Annotated in this window: 18 protein-coding genes and 2 pseudogenes; 13 read left to right on the top strand and 7 right to left on the bottom strand. The window is 68.3% G+C overall.

All coding sequences use genetic code 11. The annotated features are described in order from the left end of the window. The first annotated feature begins 33 nt into the window (after nt 1-33). Complete coding sequence (locus AA75_RS00580) at nt 34-1,953, top strand: hypothetical protein (RefSeq protein ID WP_149037860.1); 1,920 nt, start codon at nt 34-36, stop codon at nt 1,951-1,953. Between the two features lie 317 nt (nt 1,954-2,270). Here AA75_RS00580 and AA75_RS00575 read toward each other — a convergent pair whose 3' ends face one another. After that, nucleotides 2,271-2,558 carry a hypothetical protein gene (locus tag AA75_RS00575; protein WP_033817646.1) on the bottom strand — a complete coding sequence of 96 codons (288 nt, stop codon included), beginning with the start codon at nt 2,556-2,558 and terminating at the stop codon, nt 2,271-2,273. A gap of 277 nt (nt 2,559-2,835) precedes the next feature. Between AA75_RS00575 and AA75_RS00570 the strand changes: the two genes are divergently transcribed. The 5 genes and pseudogenes from AA75_RS00570 (at nt 2,836) to AA75_RS46905 (ending at nt 8,523) form a co-directional block, all read left to right on the top strand. Further along, complete coding sequence (locus tag AA75_RS00570) at nt 2,836-3,303, top strand: transposase family protein (protein WP_051811474.1); 468 nt, start codon at nt 2,836-2,838, stop codon at nt 3,301-3,303. Between the two features lie 503 nt (nt 3,304-3,806). Then, nucleotides 3,807-4,307, top strand: a pseudogene (locus AA75_RS45040) (peroxiredoxin); the annotation flags it as partial. A 479-nt stretch (nt 4,308-4,786) separates the two neighbouring features. Then, nucleotides 4,787-5,866, top strand: a complete 1,080-nt coding sequence (locus AA75_RS00560; RefSeq protein WP_149037859.1) for an endonuclease/exonuclease/phosphatase family protein — start codon at nt 4,787-4,789, stop codon at nt 5,864-5,866. Nucleotides 5,867-6,026: 160 nt separating this feature from the next. After that, on the top strand, nt 6,027-6,665 hold the full coding sequence (locus tag AA75_RS00555) for a hypothetical protein (RefSeq protein ID WP_158515418.1): 639 nt from the start codon (nt 6,027-6,029) through the stop codon (nt 6,663-6,665). Nucleotides 6,666-6,996: 331 nt separating this feature from the next. Continuing rightward, the gene (locus tag AA75_RS46905; protein ID WP_149037858.1) at nt 6,997-8,523 is read left to right on the top strand and encodes a hypothetical protein; all 1,527 of its coding nucleotides are present in this window, start codon (nt 6,997-6,999) and stop codon (nt 8,521-8,523) included. 378 nt (nt 8,524-8,901) lie between these two features. Here AA75_RS46905 and AA75_RS00540 read toward each other — a convergent pair whose 3' ends face one another. Then, nucleotides 8,902-9,801, bottom strand: coding sequence for a LysR family transcriptional regulator (locus AA75_RS00540; RefSeq protein WP_033817641.1), 900 nt, complete (start codon nt 9,799-9,801; stop codon nt 8,902-8,904). A 100-nt stretch (nt 9,802-9,901) separates the two neighbouring features. On the opposite strand from AA75_RS00540, the gene AA75_RS00535 reads away from it, so the two are divergent. Further along, complete coding sequence (locus AA75_RS00535) at nt 9,902-10,906, top strand: NADP-dependent oxidoreductase (protein WP_033817640.1); 1,005 nt, start codon at nt 9,902-9,904, stop codon at nt 10,904-10,906. 34 nt (nt 10,907-10,940) lie between these two features. Here AA75_RS00535 and AA75_RS00530 read toward each other — a convergent pair whose 3' ends face one another. Beyond that, entirely contained in the window at nt 10,941-11,780 is an 840-nt protein-coding gene (locus tag AA75_RS00530; RefSeq protein ID WP_033817639.1) for a PhzF family phenazine biosynthesis protein, read from the bottom strand. Between the two features lie 35 nt (nt 11,781-11,815). Here AA75_RS00530 and AA75_RS00525 point away from each other — a divergent pair, with 35 nt between their 5' ends. After that, nucleotides 11,816-12,754 carry a LysR family transcriptional regulator gene (locus tag AA75_RS00525; protein ID WP_368666541.1) on the top strand — a complete coding sequence of 313 codons (939 nt, stop codon included), beginning with the start codon at nt 11,816-11,818 and terminating at the stop codon, nt 12,752-12,754. 45 nt (nt 12,755-12,799) lie between these two features. Here the strand turns inward: AA75_RS00525 and AA75_RS00520 are convergent, their stop codons facing one another. The 3 genes from AA75_RS00520 to AA75_RS00510 form a co-directional block, all read right to left on the bottom strand. Next, nucleotides 12,800-13,537 (bottom strand): histidine phosphatase family protein, encoded by a 738-nt coding sequence (locus tag AA75_RS00520; protein ID WP_233288861.1) that lies wholly within the window; start codon nt 13,535-13,537, stop codon nt 12,800-12,802. A gap of 299 nt (nt 13,538-13,836) precedes the next feature. Next, complete coding sequence (locus AA75_RS00515; protein WP_033817638.1) at nt 13,837-14,265, bottom strand: ester cyclase; 429 nt, start codon at nt 14,263-14,265, stop codon at nt 13,837-13,839. Nucleotides 14,266-14,508: 243 nt separating this feature from the next. Further along, nucleotides 14,509-16,566 (bottom strand): neutral/alkaline ceramidase, encoded by a 2,058-nt coding sequence (locus tag AA75_RS00510; RefSeq protein WP_033817637.1) that lies wholly within the window; start codon nt 16,564-16,566, stop codon nt 14,509-14,511. A 619-nt stretch (nt 16,567-17,185) separates the two neighbouring features. On the opposite strand from AA75_RS00510, the gene AA75_RS00505 reads away from it, so the two are divergent. Next, entirely contained in the window at nt 17,186-18,187 is a 1,002-nt protein-coding gene (locus AA75_RS00505) for an MsnO8 family LLM class oxidoreductase (RefSeq protein WP_033817636.1), read from the top strand. Between the two features lie 481 nt (nt 18,188-18,668). Then, the gene (locus tag AA75_RS00500) at nt 18,669-19,262 is read left to right on the top strand and encodes a DUF4360 domain-containing protein (protein WP_233288860.1); all 594 of its coding nucleotides are present in this window, start codon (nt 18,669-18,671) and stop codon (nt 19,260-19,262) included. Nucleotides 19,263-20,072: 810 nt separating this feature from the next. Here AA75_RS00500 and AA75_RS00495 read toward each other — a convergent pair. Continuing rightward, complete coding sequence (locus tag AA75_RS00495) at nt 20,073-21,551, bottom strand: family 16 glycosylhydrolase (protein ID WP_149037857.1); 1,479 nt, start codon at nt 21,549-21,551, stop codon at nt 20,073-20,075. Between the two features lie 485 nt (nt 21,552-22,036). Between AA75_RS00495 and AA75_RS00490 the strand changes: the two genes are divergently transcribed. From AA75_RS00490 to AA75_RS00480, 3 genes and pseudogenes are all read left to right on the top strand, one after another. Continuing rightward, complete coding sequence (locus AA75_RS00490) at nt 22,037-22,258, top strand: helix-turn-helix domain-containing protein (RefSeq protein ID WP_033817634.1); 222 nt, start codon at nt 22,037-22,039, stop codon at nt 22,256-22,258. A gap of 18 nt (nt 22,259-22,276) precedes the next feature. Then, nucleotides 22,277-22,579: pseudogene (gene mihF, locus AA75_RS00485) on the top strand (integration host factor, actinobacterial type); the annotation flags it as partial. A gap of 744 nt (nt 22,580-23,323) precedes the next feature. Then, nucleotides 23,324-23,719: a PGPGW domain-containing protein gene (locus AA75_RS00480; RefSeq protein WP_033817633.1), complete on the top strand. Its 396-nt coding sequence runs from the start codon at nt 23,324-23,326 to the stop codon at nt 23,717-23,719. The last annotated feature ends 95 nt before the right edge of the window (nt 23,720-23,814 follow it).

The raw sequence follows: 23,814 nt of genomic DNA, 5'->3' as shown, positions 1-23,814 counted from the left end.
GAAGTGGGCGCTGGCCAGTCGAGAACCAAGTCGGTGAGTGAGCGGATCGGCGCTCTCCAGGAGGAGTTCGAGGCTTCTCCGCGGAGCACTGAAACGATCAGGGGAATAATCGGAAAACTGGATGTTCTGCTGGAAGATCTGAGTGCGATGGGCGATGTCGTCGAGATCGTGGACGGCGAAGAACGGCGGCTGGAATCCGTGGTCGGCGGAGTTCTCAGCATCAAGGCCGGTCTCACGAGCGTTCTGGACGGCCTCCCTGAGGACGTCAAGCCCGTCAGGCTGATGAATCAAGATGGCAGGCTGTTCTACCGGGGGGAGCCGGTCTGGGCCGACGTGTGGTGCAAGGCACAGGCCTGCACAATCAACGGAGAAATCGTTGCAGCGCATTCTCTTGGCACAAAATATTGGACCAGGACGCTGCTCGAGGGTGATTCCCCTCTGTCCTTCGATCCGGACCGGCAGTATCACGTGCAGCGTGACAGGTCCGGCCGCTGGATGCTCACAGACAAATTCGGGGAGCTCTTTCCGGAATATCTGGTTCCGCAGGCCGATGAGGAAAGCGATACCACCAGCGGGGAGACTGACGTCGCCGAACGCGGGCCCGAGCCGCCGCCTTCTGCAGCCGAGCGGCTGGCCGCAGAATTCTCCGACACGGTACAGGCGCACATGTCCGAGTTCATGACCGGTGCGTCCGAGCTCGCCGGACAGGTCGGAAGGTTTTTCTCCGGCGAAGAACAGATGAAATCCGGAATGATGCGGGTTCGCGGGGAGCGCCTGCAGAAGAGGGCGACGACGTTCGATCGCGCCCACGGCCTTTCTTACCAGGGGAAGGAAGTGAGGTCGTCCGAGCGGGGAAGGCGGGCGGAGGTGGTCGTCCACGACGGTGTCATCCTGTCGAGGATGAGCGGTATTGCCGGCGCCAGCTTTAATCCGCTGCTGCTCGGAGGGGAGCCGCTGAAATTCAAGGAGAGTGAATGGTATTTCTTGTTGCTCGACCGTGACGACACCTGGGTCCTCGTGGACGAGTCCGGGACCTACCTGGATCAGGATCGCCAACCCGGCCCGGATTATGACGACACCACCGACGAGGAAGACGACGAGGCGGAGGAGGTGATCGGTGACGGCGCCGTCCATGCCGACGAAAGCGGCATCCACGAAAATCATCGCGAAGAAGACGCCCCGGTGCGCAGGCCGGATCCGGTGTCGGGTGTCGTGAGGGTTGCCGGGTCGGAGATCGAGGTCAGGCCGGAGGACTGCCGGCTGATGTACAGGGATGCTCCGATCTCTGCCAAGATTTATGGTAACCGTAGGGACGTGATCTCTTTGGAGGGGTACCTCTATTGCTTGACGAATGCGGCGAAGTTGAGGCTCAGGGAGAGCGGGCAGCTTTTGAAGTTCCCCGGTTCGGCGGATTACTTTCTGGAGAAATATCCGTACGACAATTCATGGAATCTCGTCAGGGTTGATTCGAGCGGAGACTTCGACGTGGAGCAGCCTCCCCGCGTGGAATACGAGACCAGCAGCGATGAGGTCAGCATAAGCGCTGGTCAGGTCGATAAAGATGGCGCCTCCGGGAGTGGCGAAGAAGAAGGCGGCCCGGTGCCGGATCCGGTGTCGGGTGTCGTGAGGGTTGCCGGGGCGGAGGTCGAGGTCAGGCCGGAGGATCGCCGGCTCATGTACAGAGGTGCTCCGATCTTCGTCAAGATTTATGGTAACCGCAGGGATGTGATCTCCTTGGAAGGCTTCCTCTATTGTTTGACGAATGGGGGGCGGTTGAGGCTCAGGGAGGGCGGCCGGCTGCTGGAGTTCGCCAGTTCGCCGGATTACTTTCTGGAGAAATCTTCGTACGACAATTCATGGCAGCTCGTCCGGGTTGAGTCCGGCGGAGACTTCGACGTGGAGCAGCCGCGCCAAGTGGACGACAGTGAGGATGACGACAGCGATGAAAGTTAGTCGGATCGGCGATCAACCCGTACCCCAGGGCGGTTGCAAAGTCCTGGGTGTCACCCGTCCGTGAGCTGCTGCTGGTGGCCTGATCGGCGGTCCTGACCGGGGCCCGTTCCTTCGTCTGAGCGGCCACCGTCCGCTCCGGCGGCCTCGCGCCGTGGCCTCCCTGTCAGTGAAACGGCCGTCATCGCTGTGCCACCTTCAGGAACCTGTGAGCCGTGAGCCTGCCGGTTGTAGCGGGCGTCCGCCGGCGTGTGGGAGCCAGCGGGGACGTCCCCTGGCATGCGCGCCCCCATGGGGAGTGCAGGCGCGTCGTACGATTCTCAGTCGCTGGTCCGACGGAGGCCGTCGTCGGCGAGCCGGGCAAGGAGCGCGGCCTGGTCGCCGTGGCCGGTGACGTAGCTTCCGCCAGGGCCATAGGCGGCGACAGCCTGGTGGTATTTGATCAGTAGGGACCCGCGGTAGGCGTCGTCATCGGGCGTATTGCCGACCCACAGGAAGACACGGAGGTCGCCGAAGGGATCGTGGCCGGCAGCGATGATGTGTCCGGGCGGGGTGGTGTCGTCGGTGCCGGTCCAGTGAAGGGTGAGATCGGCGGCGCGGAACTGCAAAGCTGTCTCCTCGGGAAGGCGCCCGGCCGGTCGGGTGACGGCCTGGCAGTCGACTACTGCTCGGTACGCCGATGTCGAAATTCTCACTACCGAGAGTCGTCCCTGCAACCGAATAGCTTCTGTTCAGGTGCCGTCGCCACGCGGGCGGCAGGACTTGCCCACTGCCTGGGTGACCGCCAAGTCGCGCACACCGGCCGGAGTCTCGATGCGCCGCCAGTCTGCCGCCGTCTGCCTGACCAGGTCGCCCGCGCCGGACGGCGTGGCGGGATTGCCACCGGTGGAGCGGCTGCGGCTGCTGCCGGACCCGCGTCGGCGTCGAGGGGTGCGTCACCCGTTCGTGCCGGTGCTGCTGGTCGCGGCCTCGGCAGTGGTCGCCGGCGCACGCTCGTACGCAGCCATCGGCCAGTGGTCCGCGAGCGCGCCGCAGCACACCCTTGCCCGCCTGGGTGCCAGGGTCATGGGGGCGATGAGCGTGCGCGTCGCCCCCAGTGCCGCCACGATTCGGCGGGTCATCGGCCTGGTCCGCCCAGGCGCTCCGGCAGATCCGACCGGCGCCGGCCCGGCAGGTTCGGATTCGGTGGCCGTGGACGGCAAGGGCGCCCGCGGTTCCCGGCATGGTGACACGCCGGCCGCGCACCTGCTGGCCGTGATGACCGGCGACGGCCGAACCGCCACCCAGTTGCGGGTCCCCGACAAGACCAATGGGATCACCTGTTCACGGCGCTGCCGGCGCCCTTCGACCTGACCGAGGTCACGGTCACGGCCGACGCCCTGCACATGCGACCGTGGCCCGTCTCGCGGTCGTAGCGGCGCGCGGTGACGGCTCGGCCAGCTCGTCCGCTCGCAGTGGACCATCGAGAACCGGCTCCACTTCGGCCGCGACACCACCTTCGCCGAGGATGCCTCGAAGATCCGCACTGGCCGCGGCCCGAGAACATGGCGACCCTGCGCAACCTGGCGATCAACACCCTCCGCGCCGCCGGCACCGCAACATCGCTGCAGGCCTCCGCCACGTCTCGTAGCAGCCCTTCACTCGCCCGCTCGACCTCCTGGGCATCTGACCTTCACACCCACAAGATCACCGGACTTTGCAACACCCCTGACCCGTACCCGGGCGAATTTTCAAGGTGGCCGCGCGTCGGAGAAGCGTCTCCTCAGCCCAGTTCACGGAGCCGCCGCACGGGGCTCACCAGCAGGATCGCCGGGCTGGCCACGGCGGCGACGGCCATCAGCAGCAAAGCGGCCCGCGGACGGCGGCTGCCCGCACTCGAACTCACCGCCGCCTCCGGGGAAACGGTGGACCCGGTCGCCACGAACCGCGCATGGACAGTGCTGTACTGCTTCCCGGGCGGCTACGCGCCGGGCGGTCTTGACTACCCGCCCGGCTGGAACGCCGTCCCCGGTGCCTCCGGCTGCACCCTGGAGTCCTGCACCTAGCGCGACCGGATGGCCGAATTCGCCGCCCGTGAGGCAGACGTCTACGGAGTCAGCACCCAACGCCCCGACCAGCTGGCGGCGTTCGCGGAGCACAACCGGATCCCGTTCCCACTGCTCTCCGACACCGACCTCCGGCTGGCCACCGCGCTCCGGTTGCCCACCTTCCGTGCGGCCGGCGTCGACCGGCTCAAACGGCTCACCCTCGTCCTGGACGCCACCCGCACCGTCCGAGGCGTGCTCTACCCGGTGACCGATCCGGCCGGATCCGTCGAAGACGCACTCGCCCTGCTGGACGGCCTCGCGGCGGGCTGACACCCGGCGGAAGCATCCACCCGCACCAGCGCCCCGGAAAACGGGCCAACCGGAGGCCGACACTTCCGCAACCCAACTCCCGGTTCACAACCGATGGGCACCGTACCGGTCGGCCGCAGCAAGCAACCCACCGGCCCGAGGCCAGGACCGCCGTTCCCGCCGCCCCACACCGAGCGCGGACGGCGACGGCGGTGTCATCCCGCGGAACGGGAACGGGTCAGCGACTGCTCCACACCGGGCACCGGGAACCGTGCCGCGTGAGCATGAGGACGGTACCGCCGTCCAGGACCCGCCTCGCGGGCAGCGCTCCGCAGCACGCGGTACCCGTGCGGGACTCCGTCTGCCGCAGGGGTGCGGGGTGACGGGGAGCCGGGACGACCGCGGGGCGCGGAACCTCACGGCGTACGAGTCGCAGGACGGCCCGGCGCCACGAGCGCCAGAGGCCCCGGTGGTCGACGGAAGGGAGAGCGGGGTCGGGCATGGCGGACAGCCTGCCGTGCCCTGCGCGGCCCGTGCGGTCGCCACGCCGGACCGACCCCCGACCTGCCGAAGCGATCCACGCCCGACGCGAGCGCCCTGAACCCGCCGACGCGAGCCCACGCCGCACACACCCGTGGCACCACCACACCGGCCCCCGGAATCGACCCCGCGCGCGGCTTCTGTGCCGTGCCGTGCCGCGAACGTGGGACGATGCACTCCGGGATGAAAGGGGCGGAGAGCCGGTGCGGATCGGAGTCGTCTCGCTCAACGTCTGCTGGGGGCTGTCGTCCACGCTGCCGCCGGCGAAGGAACGGGCTGCCGCATTCGGCTCGGCCCTTGAAGCATCGGATGCCCGCATCCTGAACTTTCAGGAGGTCTGGACTCCCGGCCTGCTCCGGGTGCTGCGCCGCCGGTTGCCGTCGTTCCCGCACGTCGCCTTCAGGCGCGGTGCGGCCGGGTGGCCGGCCGGGGGACTGGTGTCGTTCTCACGGATTCCGATCCGCTCGGTGTCGTACGCGTCGTTCCGTGGCGCCCGCCCTCGGGCAGGCGGTCTGCTGTTCCGGAGCGCGGCGGCGATCGCAAGCAGCCTCCAGGGAGTCCTGACCTTCGAACTGACGGGACACCGGACGGTCGTCGGGAACGTCCATCTGAGTGCCAACCGGGATGGCGACTGGACCGCCGGCAACCGGCACCACGCCTTTCAGCGATCACAGTTGCGGATGTTCCACCGAGCACTCCGGGACGCACGTCGGCCCGATACCGAACTCGTCATCGCCAGTGGTGACTTCAACGTCCCGAGCGACAGTCCGCTCTACCCGGCGGTGCTGGAGGAAGGCGCGTGGACGGACCCGTTCGCCGAGGCGGACCGGCCGACCTTCCACGCCCGGCTCCTGCCGGACGGCCGCCCGGCGCGGCGCATCGACCACCTGCTGGTCTCCCGCGGCCCGGAGGATCGTGTGGTGACCGGGGCTTCCCTGCTGTTCCCGGACCGGGTGCGGCTGGCGGACGGCCGGGACACGTTCCTGTCCGACCATCTGGCGCTCAGCGCCGAGGTGACGCTTCCCGCGCCCATCGCCTGACGACCGCCGAACCGCGCGCCGATGGCCCGCGTCCGGACCTGCCTGCCCCGGACGCTGCCCGGAGAGCCCTGCTCGGCTTGCCCGGCTCGCGTTACGTTGACCTCCCTGCCTGCCGTGGCCTCTCGGAGGAGCCGGGCGACCAGATGTGGAGGCCGATGCCATGCCGACTGCGGAGATCTGTTCGGGAACGGCCCGGGAAGCCGCGATCAAAGGTGAATGCATGCGGGTCGTCGCGGCGTTCTCCTATCTCCGGCCACTTGTGTACGAGGCGGCTTCGAGCGCCCGTATCGCCGCACAACGGCCGTTTCCCCTGTGCGAGTACGGCGATGAACACCGCGGTCCGCCCGAGCACGATCCGGACGCCTTGGACTCGCTGATGTCCGAACTCGCGGCCTCGCTCGACGCCCGGGCGGCCCGCGCGGGAGCAGGTCTCCACGGAGCGATCGGCACGGCTCGGACGATCGGCCGTGAGGGGCTCCGACAGGGGCCGGGGACCGCGGAGGGCCGGCGGAGGACCCGTTCCGCACTCGGCGAGCTGGAGCGGCTGACGGCTGGGAACTCCCCGGTGCGGGCCCGAGAATCCGCGATGCTCGCAGCGCTGCAGCACCACCTCGCCCGCCACGCGCCAGCAGCGGGGAGGGTTCCCGCGCAGAGCGGGCCCACACCGGCCGGGCGCGGGCACTGCCTGGTCGTGTGCCGTGAGGCCATCAGACTCCATATGGCGTACACCTCACGGCTGGTCGGCGTTCTGGAAGCCGCACTGGACGCACTCGGCGCGGAGCAGGCCCCACGCGGCTGACCGGCACATCCGCAGGACCGGAAGACCGGAGCCCGGCACCTCGAACGCCTCGATACCTCGGTCGCGGTACGCGGGACACCAGGGTGGTGCACCGAAGACTGCCTCTTTGGCCGAGGATCCACCGTTCCTCTGGATAAGACACTGGTGTCGGCAGTAACGACACAGAAGCAGACCAATCAATAAGTTGCGATAGATCTCCGATCTGTGTCTTTCCCCGAGTCGATGGAAATCAGTCCGGACTGCGAGCCGGCTCAAGCGGCCGGTCACACAGGGCGACAGTCCGGGCGGGCGACAACTGAGCGGGACCAGAATTCAGAGAAGGTCCATTACGATGCATCTCTACCTGCTGTGCCATGGTACGGCCCAAACGGGTTCAAGGCGCCACGAGAAACTGGGTAATATAACCCTTGGTGTCTATACGGAGCTTGGCGACCCTCTGCAGTTCGGTGTGGCCAAGATTGTCCTGGAGAACGACCTGGAACCTGTGTACCGGCCCGCCGATGAAGATGTTCCGGAATTCATTCTCCAAGGCTTCCCGAAGAGAGAGGAGAAGAGGTGGGACGAGCATGCCGGAGAAATCTTCAATAATTCGAATGTGCGGCGACTGGGGAAAGGCGAAGAAACGACGCTATCGGCATATTTGAAAAAAATCCGGACGGAGTTCGGTGGTGCCCCTTTCGAGCTGCGCCTGCTCGCCTGCGCAAGTCATATGGAGGGTACCGCCCCTAGCGCTTCGCGCAAGGAGAGTGCCCCCAAGTCCTGGAGGCCCGAGAGCGCGGGGAGCGAGACGCTGGGTTTCATTGCGGACTCCAAGAGGAGAACCGAAGAGGTCGTTAAGAAGTACCTTGATCTGCATAATGATGGTCGTGAATTGAGGGAGATTAGGGGGTTCATCGAGGGGCTCGACGACAACAAGGCGGCGAGAAGTGAGATCGCTATATCGTTCGGAACATGGAGCCCGATCCGGCGGGCACTCAAGCTGGAGGGTCTGGCGCGCAAGGCCGACGGAACCCTGGAATCATGGTATCCATTCATCAAGGTTCTGACGCCGAATTCAAGCAGGGCGTCGGCCTTTCGCAAGGATATCGCCGCAGTTCCAGCGGCGTATGAGGCCATAGAGAACTGGTGCATTTCGCTCAATGCCGTTGTCGGGGAAGGCCGACTCGAGGCGCTTATCGCTGCCTCGGATGCGGATTCAGGAGAGCCGAGAGCGCTCACTGCGTACCTGAATTCCGATTGGACTCCTCAGTCCGATATCCTCGTCTATGGGGATGTCAATGACCTCCTGTATATCATTGCATCGGTTCGCGAATTCGATTTCGGAAGCCTTGAAGAATGGGGGTCCCTCATTGCTGCATTCAAAAAGCTGAGCTCAGATGCGCAGGGCGTGCTTATGCCGAGCGTCAGGCCGGTTCTCGATGAGATCGCTACCCGCGCCGGTGGTTGGGATGATAGTGAGACTCGAGCGAATCTGGCCGAAATTTATGATGCGTTGAACGAGGATGACGAGCAGATCGTCAGGCGATATTTTGATGATCTCGCCATCGGTCGACAGAAGAAGCGCAGCGGAGGATCGAATGGCGATGTCGGCGATGATGGATTGGGTAGAAACAAGCGCATTAAGACCGCGCCCATCAACCCGTCGGAGATGTCTCAGGACATGGCTGATGATGTCGTCGACCAGGTCGACGACGCCGACGACTGGTTTAAGTTCCTGAGTGGTGTCGCCGTTAATATATCCAACAATCCGATCAACCTAGGTGGTGACGACCCCGAGGAGGATCTCGGCCAGGGTGATCTCGAAGGGGATGTAGACCAATCTGGTGATTTGATCGATGAAGCCTTTGATGATATTTAGTAATTTCAAGTGCGATCGGGGACATGATGAGCGAAAGAATGATCATGAACTGGAGGAATCAGCAGGACGGGAAGCTATATCACTTCCCCCCTGCGGGAATGGATCCGACCATCGACCCCCTCGCCAGTATGGCAGTGGGTCCGGACGGGCACTTGATCCTTCTTTTCGAGGCGGACGACCAATCCACAGTGTGGGTCGGTAGCGTGGTCGTCACGGACGATGGGGTTGATATGACGTGGGCCCACGCCGTAAATTAATCGTCTTAGCGCTCAGGTTTGTGTTCGCCAGCGAGGGGCAGGCCGTGGTGATCGACGCGTCGCCGACCGCGTTCCGATCCGACAGCACGGCCTTGAGCATCTGCCGCCTCGGCCCCCGCCGTCAGACGGCAGAACTGGTGGCCCGTAGCTCCCGGACCAGAGCGCGTACGACGGCGGAGCCGGCGAGCTCCGGCGTGGTCACGTAGCCGACACGGCGCGTCGGGCGCTTCGGACCGAGGTCGGTGATCTCGACCGAGTCCGGCGCTCCGACCAGGGAGAGCGCCGGCATGATCGCCATTCCGTGCCCCCCGCCCACGAGCGTGAGCACCGCTCCGTCGTCCTCGGCCTCGATCGTGGCCCCGGGGATCCAGTCCTGCGCACCCCACCAGGCGCGGGTGTACGAGCCGCAGTTCTCGGCCCAGTCCACGAGCGGCAGCGCACGCGGGGCCGGGTGTCCGGCCGGGTACACCAGGGAGTAGCTCTCCTCGAAGAGTCCGTGCACCACCAGCCCCGCCGGCAGCCGGGCTCCGTCCAAGGTGGCGATGGCGAGATCCGCCCGCCCGTCGGCCACCTCGCCGGCCGTGCCGCGCCCGAGTTCGCGGACGATCCGCACCTGCGGTTCGATCCCGGGATGCCGCTCGCGCAGCCGTTGCAGGACCGCAGGCAGCAGGTGCAACGCGCTGCTGCGGAAGGCTGCGATCCGCAGCGGGCCCTCCGGCTCCCGCGCTGCATCGGACCGGACCGATCCCCGCGCCTCGGCGACGAGCACGTCCAGCAGGCGCAGGACGCGGCGTGCATGCGCCACGGCCTGCTCCCCGGCCGCGGTCGGTCTCGCACCGTTGCGACCGCGTTCGAAGAGAACCGCGCCGATCTTGCGCTCGCTGCCGCGCACCGAGCGGGACACCGCGGACTGGGTCAGGCCGAGTGTCACGGCCCCGGCCGAGAAACCACCGGCGTCCGCGACCGCCACCAGGATGCGCAGTTCGTGCGGAGCGAGATCGGTGTCGGTCGTGCGGGCCACAGGGTGCTCACCTCGGGGTATGAGTACGGCTCATGGATCGGGGGATCGTATGAGCCCAACCGCCTGCCCGAGGGCACCATTCCCGTCCTACGGTCCCGTCATGACCGAGAACGCGATCACCGTCCATCAGACCGCCCGCCCGCACGGCTTCCCCACCACCGAGGACTTCGCCTTCGTCGAGTCCACGGTCCCCGACCCTGCGATCGGCACCGCACTCGTGGAGAACCTCTACTGGTCCGTCGACCCGTACCACCGCGAGATGATGGACGACGTGCCCGGCGGCTTCGCCCTCCACACCCCGCTCGAAGGCCGCACCCTCGGGCGCGTCGTCGCATCGAGGACGCCGGAGCTGGCCGAGGGCGAGATCGTGTTCCACCGACAGGGCTGGCGCACGCACTCCGTGGTCAGGCCTGAAGAGGCCCGCAGAATCACCCACTTCGACGGGGTCCCCCTGACGGCTCACCTGAGCATTCTCGGCGGCACCGGACTGACTGCCTACGTGGCCCTCACCCGCATCGCCCGGCTCCGCGAGGGCGACGACCTCTTCGTCTCCGCCGCGGCCGGCGGCGTCGGCACGGCCACCGGCCGGTTCGCCCGGTTGCTCGGAGCCGGCCGACTCGTGGGCAGCGCGGGATCGCCGGCCAAGATCGACTGCTTGACCCGGGAGGTGGGCTACGACGCGGCGTTCGACTACCACGACGGCCCCGCCGCCGCACTCCTCGCCCAGGCTGCGCCGGACGGCATCGACGTCTTCGTCGACAACGTCGGCGGCGAGCAGCTGGCCGCCGCGGTGGGGGCACTGCGTGAGTTCGGGCGCATCGTCCGGATCGGCACCATCAGCCGTTACAACACCCCGGACGCGCCCCCGCCGCACGTCGACTATTCCGACATCGTGGAGAAGAGCCTCCGCATGGAGGGCTTCCTGGTCAGCAACCACCGCGATCTGCAGGACGAGCTGTACGAGTTCGCGGTCCCGCATCTGCAGAGCGGCCGGCTCACGCCGGACCAGACGGTGGTGGACGGGTTCGAGCACATCGTGGACGCGTTCCTGGGAATGCTGCGCGGAGCGAACACCGGGAAGATCATCGTTCGGCACCGTGCGTAGGCCCGGTCGGCCGTCGCCGCATGCCGCTGTACCGTCAGGGGATGCGGACGGCCTGCCCGCTGACCTTGATGCGGGGGTCCTGTGGGTCGGTGCCCACGGTGAGCAGGCTGGGGCGGCCCATGTCGTGGCCCTGCAGGATCTGGACGGTGCGGCCGGCCCGGGTGGGGCGCACCGTGCGGAGGTATCCGCCGAAGGCCGCGGCCGCGGCTCCGGTCGCGGGGTCTTCCACGACGCCCCCGGGCGGGAAGGGGTTGCGGGCGTGGAAGACGGTGTCGGCCTCGCGGTGGAAGAGGTGCACCGTGGTCCACGCCTGGTTCCGGCACAGGGCGGCCAGGGCATCGAAGTCGTAGTGGAGGCTGGTGAGACGGGAACGGGTGCCGGCGGCGAGGATCAGGTGACGGTTGCCGGCGAAGGCGACGTGCGCCGGGAAGTGCGGATCCAGGTCGGCCGCCGACCAGTTCAGCGCGTCGAGCGCGGCCTGCACGGTTTCGCCGTCTGCGGGCTCGGACCAGGTGGGGACGCTGGTCAGCGTGGCGGTGATGCCGGCGCCGGCAGCGGCGGTGGACACCTGGACGGGACCGGGGTTGGTGAGGAAGGTGACGGTCGTGGGCGACGTGGCCTCGGCCAGGGCGACAGCGGTGGCGATGGTGGCGTGGCCGCAGAAGTCGACTTCGGCGAGGGGGCTGAAGTACCGGATCCGGTGGACGTGTGACGACGAATCCGGATCGTCGACGAAGGCCGTCTCCGAGTGGCCGAGGTCGGCGGCGATGCGCAGCATCTCGGTGTCGGAGAGGTGGTCCGCTCCCAGGACGACTCCGGCCGGGTTTCCGCCGTCAGGCGTGTCGGTGAAGGCGGTGTAGCTGAGGATTTCCATGTCCCCAGCCTGGCCACCCGGCGCTATCGTGTCCAATGATTACGATGCATGATCCTATCGATATCACCGATGGCCTTGGGGGTGCTCGCATGGATACGCGTCTGCTGGAGACGTTCGCGGTACTCGCCCGCACCGGGAACTTCACGGCTGCGGCGGCCGAGCTGCATGTGGCCCAGTCGACGGTGACGGCGCAGGTCAAAGCCTTGGAGAAGATGCTCGGCGTCCGGCTCTTCGACCGGCTCCCCACGGGGGCGGTCCTCACTTCCGCGGGTGCCCGGCTGCTGGAGCGGGCCCGGGCCGTTCTGGACGCCGAGGCACGCTTGCGGTACGAGGCGAAGGACGCATCGGCGGCCGAGGGGACCGTCACCATCGGCGCCAGCGAGTCGCTGTGCGCCTACCGGCTTCCTCTCGCGCTGGCGGCGCTGGGGCGGGAACTGCCGGCGGTTCAGCTGAAGATGATGCCCGTGGTCACTCCGGCCGCGGCCGCGGAGCAGCTCACGGCGGGCCGGATCGATTTGGCCCTCCTGCTCGAGGAGCACGTCGATGTGCCGCAGGTCGAGGCCGTCTCCGTCGGTGACGAGCCTCTCGTCCTGCTCGCGTCGGGGACCCATCCGCGGCTGAGTCCCGGCAGCGCCTGGCCACTTCTGCGGGAGGAGCCGTTCTTCCTGCTGGAGGAAGGCTGCTCCTACAGTGACTCACTGGCCCGCCGCCTGTCGGACGAGCTGACGGCGGCCCCCCGGGTGACACGCTTCGGCAGCATCGAAGCGGTGCGGGCCTGCGTCCGGGCGGGGCTGGGCGTGGCACTGCTCCCGCGGGTCAGCGCGGAGGACGATCTGGCTTCCGGCCGGCTGCTGGTGGTCCGGGACTTCCCGCCGGTGCCGGTACAGCTGTTGCGTCATCGCAGCCGTTGGCTCCCACCCGCCGCCGAGACGGTCATGGCGAGGCTTCGCACCCTGGCCGCCGACTGGGCATGACAGGTGCCGCAGCGGGTGCGGCCGGTACAGCTGTCCCTGCGAGGTTCAATGCGCCCGGGGCAGGTGCTCGGAGGATCCCCAGAACGCGATCCGCATCCGATCGCCGACGCGGTCGATGCGGCTGAGGGACCCGTGGGGGACGTCCAGCTCACCCCGGCCGATCATGGCGAGGAACTCGCGGTCCGGGATGTCCTGCAGGATGTGCCGGAGCAGGAGGATCACCTGGTGGTGGGCGAAGACGACGACCGGACGCCCGTGCGCGAGGCGGTCGAGGTCCGCGAGCCAGGCCCGCAGCCGCAGGATGACGTCGGTCCACGCCTCGCCGCCCGGCGGCCGGTCGTAGAAGCAGGCCAGGGTCCGTGTCGTGGCCTGTCCCGGCTCGGGGAGAACCTGCAGCGCCCGGCCGCCGGACTCGCGCTCGCGCAGCCGCTCGTCGACCACGTATCCGGCCCGTCCGGGACACCCGAGTTCGGCGAGTGCGAGATCGGCGGTCTGCCGTGCCCGCAGGTACGGAGAGACCCAGACCGTGGCGGAGTCGTTCCAGTGCCCGGCCAGCCGTCGTCCGACGGCCACCGCTTGAACCCGTCCCCGTTCGGTCAGAGCCAGCTCGGCGTCGTGGGCATTGGGCCACGGCCGCGGCCCGTCCTCCGGGTCCGTGCCGACGGGCGCGGCAGCATCCGCCTCGCCGTGCCTGACGGCTGTCAGCGACGACCAGCCGACCGGCCGGTGTGACGTACGAAAGGCACGGATCAGTCTCACAACGGGGGCGCGCCGTCCTTCCATCACCATGCGGGCGCCCTTCACCTGCGGGGTGCCCGAACTGTCGGGCGTTGCCAGGCCTGGCAACGGCAGGAGCCGGTAGCACTCCGGACGAGGGTGCCGCGGACGCGCCGACGGGACTCCACCTTCGGCGCTCCGGACGGCCCTGCGCCCGCATTACGCCGACGGCGGCATGCCGCACACCATCACACGAGGTGGCTTCCGCAATCCCCGGAACTCCCGAGCCGGCAAGGGCGGTCGAGAGGTCCTCACCGAGGGGCCGGGAGCCAATTACCAGTCGGTCCCCGTGGACCGAGTCCGTATCAGTGCTCAGCAGCAGCTCGCTCCAGCTGGGCGGTGATACCTTGCCGGTCGATCTGGATCCAGTACTCGACGATCAGGCCGTCCTCGACGCGATAGACCGCGCTGGCCATCTCCGTGAGCTGTGCACCGGTCGGCAGATGGTCGTCGATCGCTCCGACGTGCCTTCCGGCCTGGGTCCAGCGGGCGTAGACCCGATCGCCTTCAGCGATGAGCTCGTCCACTGTCAGCGTGAAATCACCGTATGTTTCGAGCATCTCGCGGACGTGTTCGGTGTACTGCCGAGGTGTACGCTCCACGACGACCGGTGCCTCGGCGGCGATTTGGTGGGCCTGGACCCGGCTGGCCATGAACTGGTCGGCCCGCTCCGGGTGCAGGCCCGACCGCACCTGCAGAAGGAACTGGCGGACGGTGTCTTTGGCATTGGTCATCCGTGAAGTCTTGCATGCCGCTGGTACTGCGTGATCCTGTGTCGCCGGGATCGTCCAGGTGCGCCTTGTGGCTGCCGAGCAGCGCCTGCCCCGTGAGACGCGGCTACCGCGCCGTGCTGTACGACCGTGACGCCCGGGCGCTGCTCACGGCCTGGCCGGCCGCGTTTCCCGCCGGCCGGTGCGCAGTGTGCGGGCACCGTCGCGCAGGGAGGCCGAGGAGGCCGAGAAGGCCCCGAGCGACCCTCAGGTCACCGTGAAGTTGCGGCTGATCCCGGTGAGCGGACTGATGCCACCGGTCCAACCGCTCTTCCAGTCCCCGTGGTGGACGATGCGGTAGGTCCCGGGGACGGCGGTGAGCGGCACGTTCCAGGTGATCTTGGCCTGGGAGTAGGCGATTCCCACGCGTTTCCAGCGGTAGACGGTCTCGAAGGCGTCGTCGTCGGCGACGGTGGTCCACCCGCCGTTGACGAGGAGCTGTATCTCCAGGTAGGTGGTGTTGTGGTGCAGGTTGTTGTTGGGGTGGCCGGTCCAGAAGGTGGCGTAGGTGCTCCGGCCGCGCGCCACGGTCGGCCCGGGCTGCTCGGCGATGTCACCGAAGCGCAGGCCCAGCGGGATGTCGTCGAACAGGATGCCCGGCGTGGTGACGATCTGGTGGCCCGACAGGTCCGGTGGGACCAGAGTGCCGGAGGACGGTACGCCCCGTGCCATCTCGGTCGCCAGCCGGGAGAGTTCCTGCTGGTAGGCGGGCAGGGTCCAGCGGCCGAAGTTGGTCGACGCGCCTTCGTAGTACTGGGCGTCGTACTCCTCGGGTGTCACCAGGTACCCGGAGTACGCGTTCGAGTAGCCGGTCACCAGGACGTCGTCGGGCGAAGTGCCCAGGGCCGTCGCGACGCTGCGGCGCAGGCGCAGGCCCGCGACGATGGTGACCTCGACCGGAACGGCGGCCAGGACGAGCCGGCCGATCCGCAGGATCTGCAGCGGCAGGATCTGCGGGCTCCAGGGGAACGGCTGCTGGGTGCCGGTTGCCAGGAACACGGGTTTGGGTGCCTGACCGGCCCGCAGCTCCGACGAGGCCGGAGCGACGACCGTACCCGCGACCAGCAGCAGCGGGTTCAGCGTGGTGTCACCCGGCCTGACGATGTCGGGCCCGGGCCCGTCCGGTGCCCCGGCCGTGAAAGCCTGCCCCATGGCGGCGGGGAACGTCCGGTGGGTCTGCCCGTCGCCGGTGAAGTCCGGGGACACGGTGATGTTCGAGAAGTCCACGTAGCGCTGCCGGCAGTCCACCGGGCCGCTGAGCGTCTCGGTGGCCCGGTCGAACAGGGCCCGCGCGACATCGAGCTGCCGGGTCCCGATGATGCGGGTGTTCTCGAACTCGTCGTCGGTCGGCCCGTGGTACCCGCCGTCCCGGATGTTGGGCGACATGTCCCCGGCGTTGGTCTGGGCGAAGGCGGCGACGAACCCGGGGGAGGGCGCGAGCGTCGGACTCTCCCAGGTCTGCTCCGCATAACCCTTGTTGTCGGAGCTGATCAGGGTGTTGGTGGGCGTCATGGAGGTGCCGTGGGTGGCGAACCAGCTGATCGCGCCGACCGGCCGGCCCGCCCGTTCCAACCGCAGTACGGTCATCCGCGGATCGATCGCGTCCGGGAACACCGCCCGCTCCGCGGCGGGGTTGCGGTCGAAGGCGACCCTGGCACGGTTGACGCTGGCGGTGGCCAGCTCGCCGGAGGCGATCTTGATCGTGCCGGGGGCGAGCGACGCGTCCGCCTGCTCGATCGCCGCGACGATGCCCGAGACGATGGCCTCGAAGGTCTCCGGCCGGTAGCCCAGGATGGTCAGGTTGTACAGCGCGTAGTGGGAGAAGCCCCCCGGGCCGGCGTGCGTGTGGGTGGCGGTCAGCAGCACGTTCGCATCGGAGTAACGCCGGTCGGGGAACCGCGCGGCCAGCCGGCGGAGCACCTCCTGATGGACCCCCTGCATGATCATTCCGAGGTCCGTGTTCACGAACAGCACCCGCGAACCGTTCGCGTCGGCTATCACGAAAGCCCGGGCCCACTGACGCATCGAGATCCCCGACGTCACCTGGTTCAGACGGGCGTAGCCCATCATCGCGGCCTCGGCCGGTTCACCGGTGATGTCGCTGCGCCCGATCCCGATGCGGTAGCCCTCGGCGGTCCGATCCTGTCCGGTGGCGGCCGCGGCCGTGGGGCCGGGTGACACGACCGCCACGGCGGCGGTCGAGGCGGCGAGCAGGGTGAGGGTGTGCCGGCGGCTGACGAGCCGGCCCGGAGGAAGATCGTCCATGGTGGGGGACTCTCCAGTGAGGGTTAGGGGGTGGGGGAGTTCCGTCGCCGCGAGCCTGCGTGCAATACCGGGGAGCCGGAGCGGCTCGTCGCGCACTTCCCGTCGGTCGTCCGGCGACGGGCCGGGCGGCCCTGGACGACGTTCTCGGGTGGCCACTCGACTCGGCGCCACCCGGCGGGATCGAACGGCCTGCGCACTTCACCATCAGGTGCCGGAGAAAGGGCTCGCATTCGATCATTGCTCGCTCGGCTGACGGGAAAAGGCATGAGCTGGGGGCGTCAGGGGAGCAGGAGCGATGAACAGAAAATCTACTCCGAAGTAATACCTCGTCAAGGGGTTGAACACCGTTGTCGATGACGAGGTTCTGCTTCACACATCCCACCAGCGCATTCGCGCCCCCGGCTCCGAGGAGCCACGTTCTCCGGTGCATACCGCGTGCCTTCGGGGGGCGGGCCCATCAACGGCCAGGGGAGGACGCGGCGGCCCTCGCCGGCATCGCCGGGTACAGTCGAGGTCGTGCGCGTCGATGTCCTCCGCCGGTGACGCATCACCGTCTCCCCGTACCCGGTGCCGAGACCGGTGGGACCGTCCGGGCTGCGGTCGCGCCGGGAAGGCTCTCATGATGCTGCCGACGAAGGTCTCGGTACTGGACCGGGCCCATGCCAGGGAAGGCGTCGACGCGTCGACGACGCTGAACGACACCGTGCGCCTCGCCCGGGAGGCGGAGCGGCTCGGGTACCACCGCTTCTGGCTGGCCGAGCACCACGGCGTTCCCGGCATCCTCGGCTCCGCGCCGACCGTTCTCGCCGCCGCCGTGGCCTCCGTGACCTCGGCCATCCGGGTGGGCACCGGCGGTGTGATGCTTCCCGGTCACCGGCCGATGGTCGTCGCCGAGCAGTTCGGCGTCCTGGACGCGCTCTTCCCTGGCCGGATCGACATGGGTCTGGGACGCTCGCTCGGTTTCACCCCTGCGGTCCGAAGTGCCCTCGGGCAGCGGGAGGAGGAGGTCGACCAGTTCCCGCAGCGACTGGCGGAACTGCTGGGCTGGCTCACCGCCACGCAGACCGCCTACCCGGGGGTCACCTCCTATCCGGTACCAGGGCGACGGGTGGCACCCTTCGTCCTGGCCCTGGACCAGGCCGCCGGGATCGCCTCCGCCGCCGGTCTCCCGCTGGTGATCGGCGGGAACCGCGCCAAGGTGCTCGCCGCGGTCGACACCTACCGTCGCACCTTCCGGCCCTCGTCCTGGCGGCAGGAACCGTACGTCGTGCTCGCGGCCGCCGTCGCCGTCGCCGACACGCGTCGGGCGGCCGAGCGCATGCTTCATGCCGAGGCGTGGTCGATCGCCCGGTCGCGGACCAGCGGTTCCTTCCCGCCGTTGATGCCCAGTGAACGGATCGATCCGGCCAAGATGACCGGCCGTCAGCGTGACTTCTTCGAGCAGGCCTTGCAGGGATTCATCACCGGAACCGACGACGAGGTCGAACACCGGCTCACCGAGGCCGTCACCGACACCGGAGCCGACGAACTCCTCGTCACCACCAATACCCACGACCTCGACGAACGGGCCGACTCCTTCCGGCGCCTCGCCCGCCTCACCGGTCTCGGCCCTGGCCGGTGAGACACAGGTGACACCCCCGGTGGGCGGTACGTGACCGCGCAGCTCGACCAGGCACTCTTCGTGCCCGGCATCTGTGGAAAGCCCCGGGTGCGTCTGCCCGTTCATCGAATGTGACCCGCACGCCCCGGGCGTCGGCCGCGAAGGACGACACGACGTCCACCCGCAATTCCGGCACCCGGGCCGAATCATGAGCCGGTGCGCGAGAAGGGGCACCGGCCTCGGCCGGGGCGGCGGTGGCGGTGGCGAGGGCAGGAACGCCGGCCGAGATCGCCGACACCCTCGGGCACCGGGTCAGCACTCTTCGTGAGCGAAGCCACTACGCCACCTCTGTACGCGTCCCTCACATTGTGATGGCATGTCCACATCAAGCCGTCGGCGGACGCCCAGTCAGGCGATCCGAAGCCGATCGGACCAGGAACGCTCGGAAGGAAAGCCCATGATGCTCCGTATGCTGGCGACGGCCGGCGTTGTCGCCGCGTCGATGTTCGGCTCACCGACCTCCGACATCGACCAGACCCCCCCGCCGGACAAGATCGTCATCGACGTGGCCACCGTCAACGGCTCCGGCTGCCCCGCCGGGACGGCGGCCGTCGCGGTCTCCCCCGACAACACCGCCTTCACCGTCACCTACAGCGACTACCTCGCCCAGGTCGGCGTCGGCTCCAGGCCCACCGATTTCCGGAAGAACTGTCAGCTCAGTCTGGACGTCCACGTCCCGCAGGGCTTCACCTACGCCATCGCCTCCGCCGACTACCGCGGCTTCGCGCACCTGGAGAAGGGCGCCAGCGCGATCCAGCGGGCCAACTACTACTTCCAGGGCTCGTCGCAGACCGTCTACGCCAACCACCCGTTCAAGGGGCCGCTCGACGACAGCTGGCAGTCCACCGACACCGTTGACGTCGCCGCCCTCGTCTGGTCGCCCTGCGGCGAGACCCGGAACTTCAACATCAACACCGAGCTGCGGGTCAGCGGCGGCACCTCGGACACCTCCAAGACCACCAGCTTCATGACCATGGACTCCACCGACGGCGACATCAACACCGTCTACCACCTGGCCTGGAAGACCTGCCCCTGACCCACCCGGCCATCGCACTTCTCCGCGGTGCCGCCGAGGCGCCCCGGCGGCGGCCGGCCGCCGTGGCAGGATGACGGCGGAGCGCACGCCGGCATCGCGGACGAAGGATGGCGGCGGTAGCCCCGCACCGCGGTAGCCCGCGGCACGGGATGCTCACCGCCGGGCCGGCGCTGTTCGTCGAGTCCGCCGTCCGGGCTCGACGCCGACGACCTGTGGATCGAGCGTGACGACTCCACCGGTCCCGGCGGCAGTGGGAACGGGTTCGGCAAGCTCGAATCGCTCTGCGGCGCGCCCCTGGCCGACGGCGCCACCGCACCGGTCGCCACCGGCGCGCCGCAGAGCGACCATGCCGCTCTCGATCGTCGTGACCGGTGCCCCGGCCGACGGCGGTGCGGGGTCGGCCGGCATCTCGCGGGATGCCGTGACCTGTGGGGCGGTCCTCCTCGGCCGGTGTCTGGTCCCCCAGTGGCTGTCGGTGGCCACTGATCCCCCGGTGGCTGTCGGTGGCCACTACACAGGGCGTCACCGGCGGTCCCGGACGGCCTCTGTGATCCCGGTGGCCGTGTGGGTGATGCAGACCGTCACACCGCCTTCCTGTCATGTCATGTCCAGGGCATTAAAGTACCCGGCGTCACGTGTCCCGGCAATGACCGCACGGAAGTGCCCCGCCGGGGGTACCCGGCCGTCGGGCGCGGCGGGCGAGCCGTCCCGTGCGTCCCACTGAGCGTCTCGCACCTCTCTCACGGCTTTCGGCCCGCTCGTGACCTGTGGTCACGGGCGGGCCGAAGTTGCTGATCGGTGCGGTGGCGGTCAGTGCTGCCAGGCGCGGACGTAGTCGACGAGGGTCTTCTCCGTGGTGCCCGCGGCCGGCGGGATCCCCTGGTAGACGAACATGTCGACCAGGATGTTCGCCGAGCACGACTGGGTGGCCGACGCGTGGTAGACGTTCACACCGTCGAGGTAGAAGTCGGTGCCGGTGGGCTCGAGGTCGGCCCCGAAGGTGTGGTAGTCGGCGGAGAGGTCGTCGGTCGTAAGTGTCTTGCTCTGGCGGGGATCGGCCTGCTGTTGCGTCAGGTACAGGTTGTTGTGGTTATCGCTGAAGTACTCGAAGGCGTCCGTCTCACCGTTGCGCACGCAGCCGGTGGCCCCGGGGGCCCCCCAGGTCCACAGGGCGGGCCAGAAACCCTTCTGTGACGGAAGCTTGATGCGCGCCTCGAAGTAGCCGTACCGGAAGGCGTACGACGGCGAGCTGTTGATCATGCAGCTGGACCAGCCGTACTTCTGCCCGCTGGCGCTGGTGATTTGTGGGTTTTCGGACTTGGCGGTGATCGTCAGCGCGCCGTCCTTTACGGCGCAGTTGCCCGGTTGGTCGAACTCCAGCTGTTGGTTCGACAGATTCCCGGTGCCGAGCGGGTTGTTCGATTGGTCGCCTTCTGCCGATGACTTGAAGGACCACTTCGAGGTGTCCACCGAATTGCCGTTGAACTCGTCGTTGAACTTGAGGCTCCAGTTGCCGGTCGGCCCGTTCGGTGACGGGTTCGCCGGAGTGGTCGGCGGCGGGGTCGACGGGGGGTCCGCCGGAGTGGTCGGCGGCGGGGTCCCGGCGCTGGTGGTCGCCTGCACCGCGTTGGACTGGGCGGAAGCATTCCCCGCCTGGTCCGTGGCCTGGACCGTGTAGCTGTGGGTCGTGGAGGCGGCCAGCCCGGAGTCGGTGTAGGAGGTGCCCGAGAAGTTGGAGGCCACGTTGACCCCGTCGCGGAACACGTTGTAGCCCTTCACGCCGACGTTGTCCGTGGAGGCGGTCCAGGACAGCGCGACCGAGCTGCTGGTGACAGTGCCGACCGTCAGGCCCGTAGGAGTGGACGGCGGGGTGGTGTCGCCCGGGCCGACGGGCGTCCTCACCGTATATTTAGTAAAGTTCGTCCAGCTCCCATTGATCTTGTAGGCGCCGAACATTGTGTACGTTCCATCATTGAAATGCTTGGATCCTGAGAAGGTGTAGGATCCGCCCTTGCTGATTGACACATTTGTGGCGTTCGGATAGTCCAAGTTATTGTTGCGCGAGTCGCGGACCGCGACGGTGACTGCCTGCAGTTTCTTGCCGGACGGAGACTTGAGCGTCAGTTTTACATCGGTGTTCGTTCCGGACTGTGTGAAGGATATGGAATCCTGTGCCGGGTCGGCTGTTGCCCCGTATGCGCGCTGCCCTCCCAGGGCGAGCGCGGGGCCGATGACCATGGCCGCGGCCACGGCCAATGGGGCCCATTGTCCGGCGGCGATTTTTCGCATGCATATCATTCAAGGCCTCCGGCCATTCCTCGACCTTCCCGGGACTCGGGTAAGGGTTCCGTGTGACAGACGCAGGAATCCGGGAGGGCATGCGTATTGCCGGCGGCAGAATTGCCGCCGCTCGTACCCGCCGGAGTTTTCACCATCGCCGCTCGCCGCACTGATCTCCAGGGGGTCTCAGGCCAGCTCGTGACTGCGGTTTCCAGCCCGATCTGCTGCCCTCCCGCGCACTTCTCGGCGGGCTGCTCCGGCCTGTGATCGAACCGGGCGGAGCGGCCCCCGACATCGGAGGCCGCCCCGTCCCGGGCAGCGGCCTCTACCACCCGCAGCGCCCGGGACGCCACCGATCTTCACCGGTGTGACCGGTTCAACTCACGCACCCCGAGCGTCGCCTGACGCGGAATCGGTATGTGCGCAAAACCACCCCACGGAGCGCAACCGAGCGCCATCATGATGTGATCAAGGACTACCCGGGAGGAATGCCGATGGATGCCGCCTTGTCGAAGCACCGCAGGATCAAGGGCCCGGAGCGGGAACGGCTCGCGGGCGAGCTGCAGACCGCCTACTACGGCGGGGCCTCGATACGGGATCTGGCCGAGGAGACCGGCCGCTCGTACGGATTCGTCAACCGCATCCTCAGGGATGCCGGGACCAGGCTGCGCCCCCGCGGTGGCGGCCGTGTCGCCCGCACGTCCGACCGCATCTGACCTCGAGGAGGAGCAAGCATGAGTCTGCCCGTCCTGACCACGGAACAACGTCACGCCGCCCTCGCCAAAGCGATGTTGGCCCGTGCCGAGCGTGCCGCACTGCTCGTTTCCATGAAGTCCGGCGAGGTCGGCCTGGCTGCGGTGTTCGAACGCGACGACGAGATCACCAAGCGACTACAGGTCGTCCGCCTCCTGCGGGCCCTGCCGGGTGTCGGCGTCGCCAAGGCGCAGGCCGTGATGGAGGAGATCGGCATCGCCGCCTCCCGCCGGGTCCGCGGACTCGGCCCCAACCAGCGCTCCGCCCTCCTTGAGCGCTTCGGCGCCGCCGTAGCTGCCGCGCCGCCCATCGTCGTCGACGACCGGGCCGACGATGACCGGCGCGACGAGGGCCCTGGAGCGAACGCCGGTCACCGGTCCGAATGACGCGACCACCCGGAACGCGGGCCGCGCGGTGACGGTCCGGGCCCTCGTCCGGACCCGGCATGGCCCCGCGGTCGGACGGGTAGACCGATAAGAAGCGGCCCGGCCGGCACTCCCCCCACGGAGTACACAGCCGGGCCCCGGCAAGGCACCAGGGCCGCCCCCGACGCTCCCCCCACGGAGCGCGGAGGCGGCCTACCCCTTTGGCCTGCCACGGAAACTCAGCGTACATGTCAGAGATACGTGCCGCTACCACGCCCGACCGGACGTTCGGTCATGGGCGGAGGGCGTGCGGTCCTCCCTCGATTCCGGCGAGGACCTCGATCACCACCGCCCTCCGCGGCACCCACTGCCTTCCCCGACTTCTGCCCTGACGACCCTGCTGCCGACGGCACCGGGCCGCCTAGCGTCGGAGCATCATCGGGACCAGGGCGCGGAGCAGCATGACACGGGATCACAGGCGGACCGTCCTGATGCACCGTGCTCGCCGGCCGATGCCGGAGGCAACGGCGGTCCCCTACGGCGAAGAGCGCGACCGCAGTGCGTCCGACACCGTGCGCGCGGCAGCCTGCTACGCCGTGGACGGCGTGCGGAGGTGTACGGATGGATGACCGGCGACGGCCCGGTGCCGAGGAACCGGTAAGGGTGCAGCACCCGCTGGCACGGGTGGCTCTCGCCGTGGCCGGCGGCCTGCTGGTCGTGCTGGGGGTCGTTCTGCTCGTGCTGCCCGGGCCCGGGCTGCTGCTGGTACTCGCGGGTCTGATCCTGCTCTCCCGGGCGGTGCCCGCCGTGGCCCGGTTCGTCGAGCCGGTGCGGGTACGGGCGATGAGCGGAGCCGAGGCGAGCGTCGCATCTCGGTGGCGGATCCTCGGCTCGGCGCTCGCAGGTCTCGGCCTGATCGGTGCCGGGGTGGCGTGGGGCCTGGTGTCCGCCCTGCCGTTCTCCAGCTGGAGCACCGGAGGCGGCTTGATCGTCTCCGGCATCGTCCTGCTCGTTCTTCTCCACTGGAGCCATCGGCGCGTGAACTCGACCCGCCAGTAGGTTTCCGCGCACGGGCGGTGATCCGTGTCCCAGCGCCCGGTCAGTGCTCGGGATGCTCCAGCATCTCGGTCACCAGTGCGGCGATCGGCGAACGC

Origin of the sequence: Kitasatospora sp. MBT63 (assembly GCF_000710465.2) — a bacterium.
Classification (GTDB): domain Bacteria; phylum Actinomycetota; class Actinomycetes; order Streptomycetales; family Streptomycetaceae; genus Kitasatospora.
This window is presented reverse-complemented; position numbering and strand designations above follow the sequence as displayed.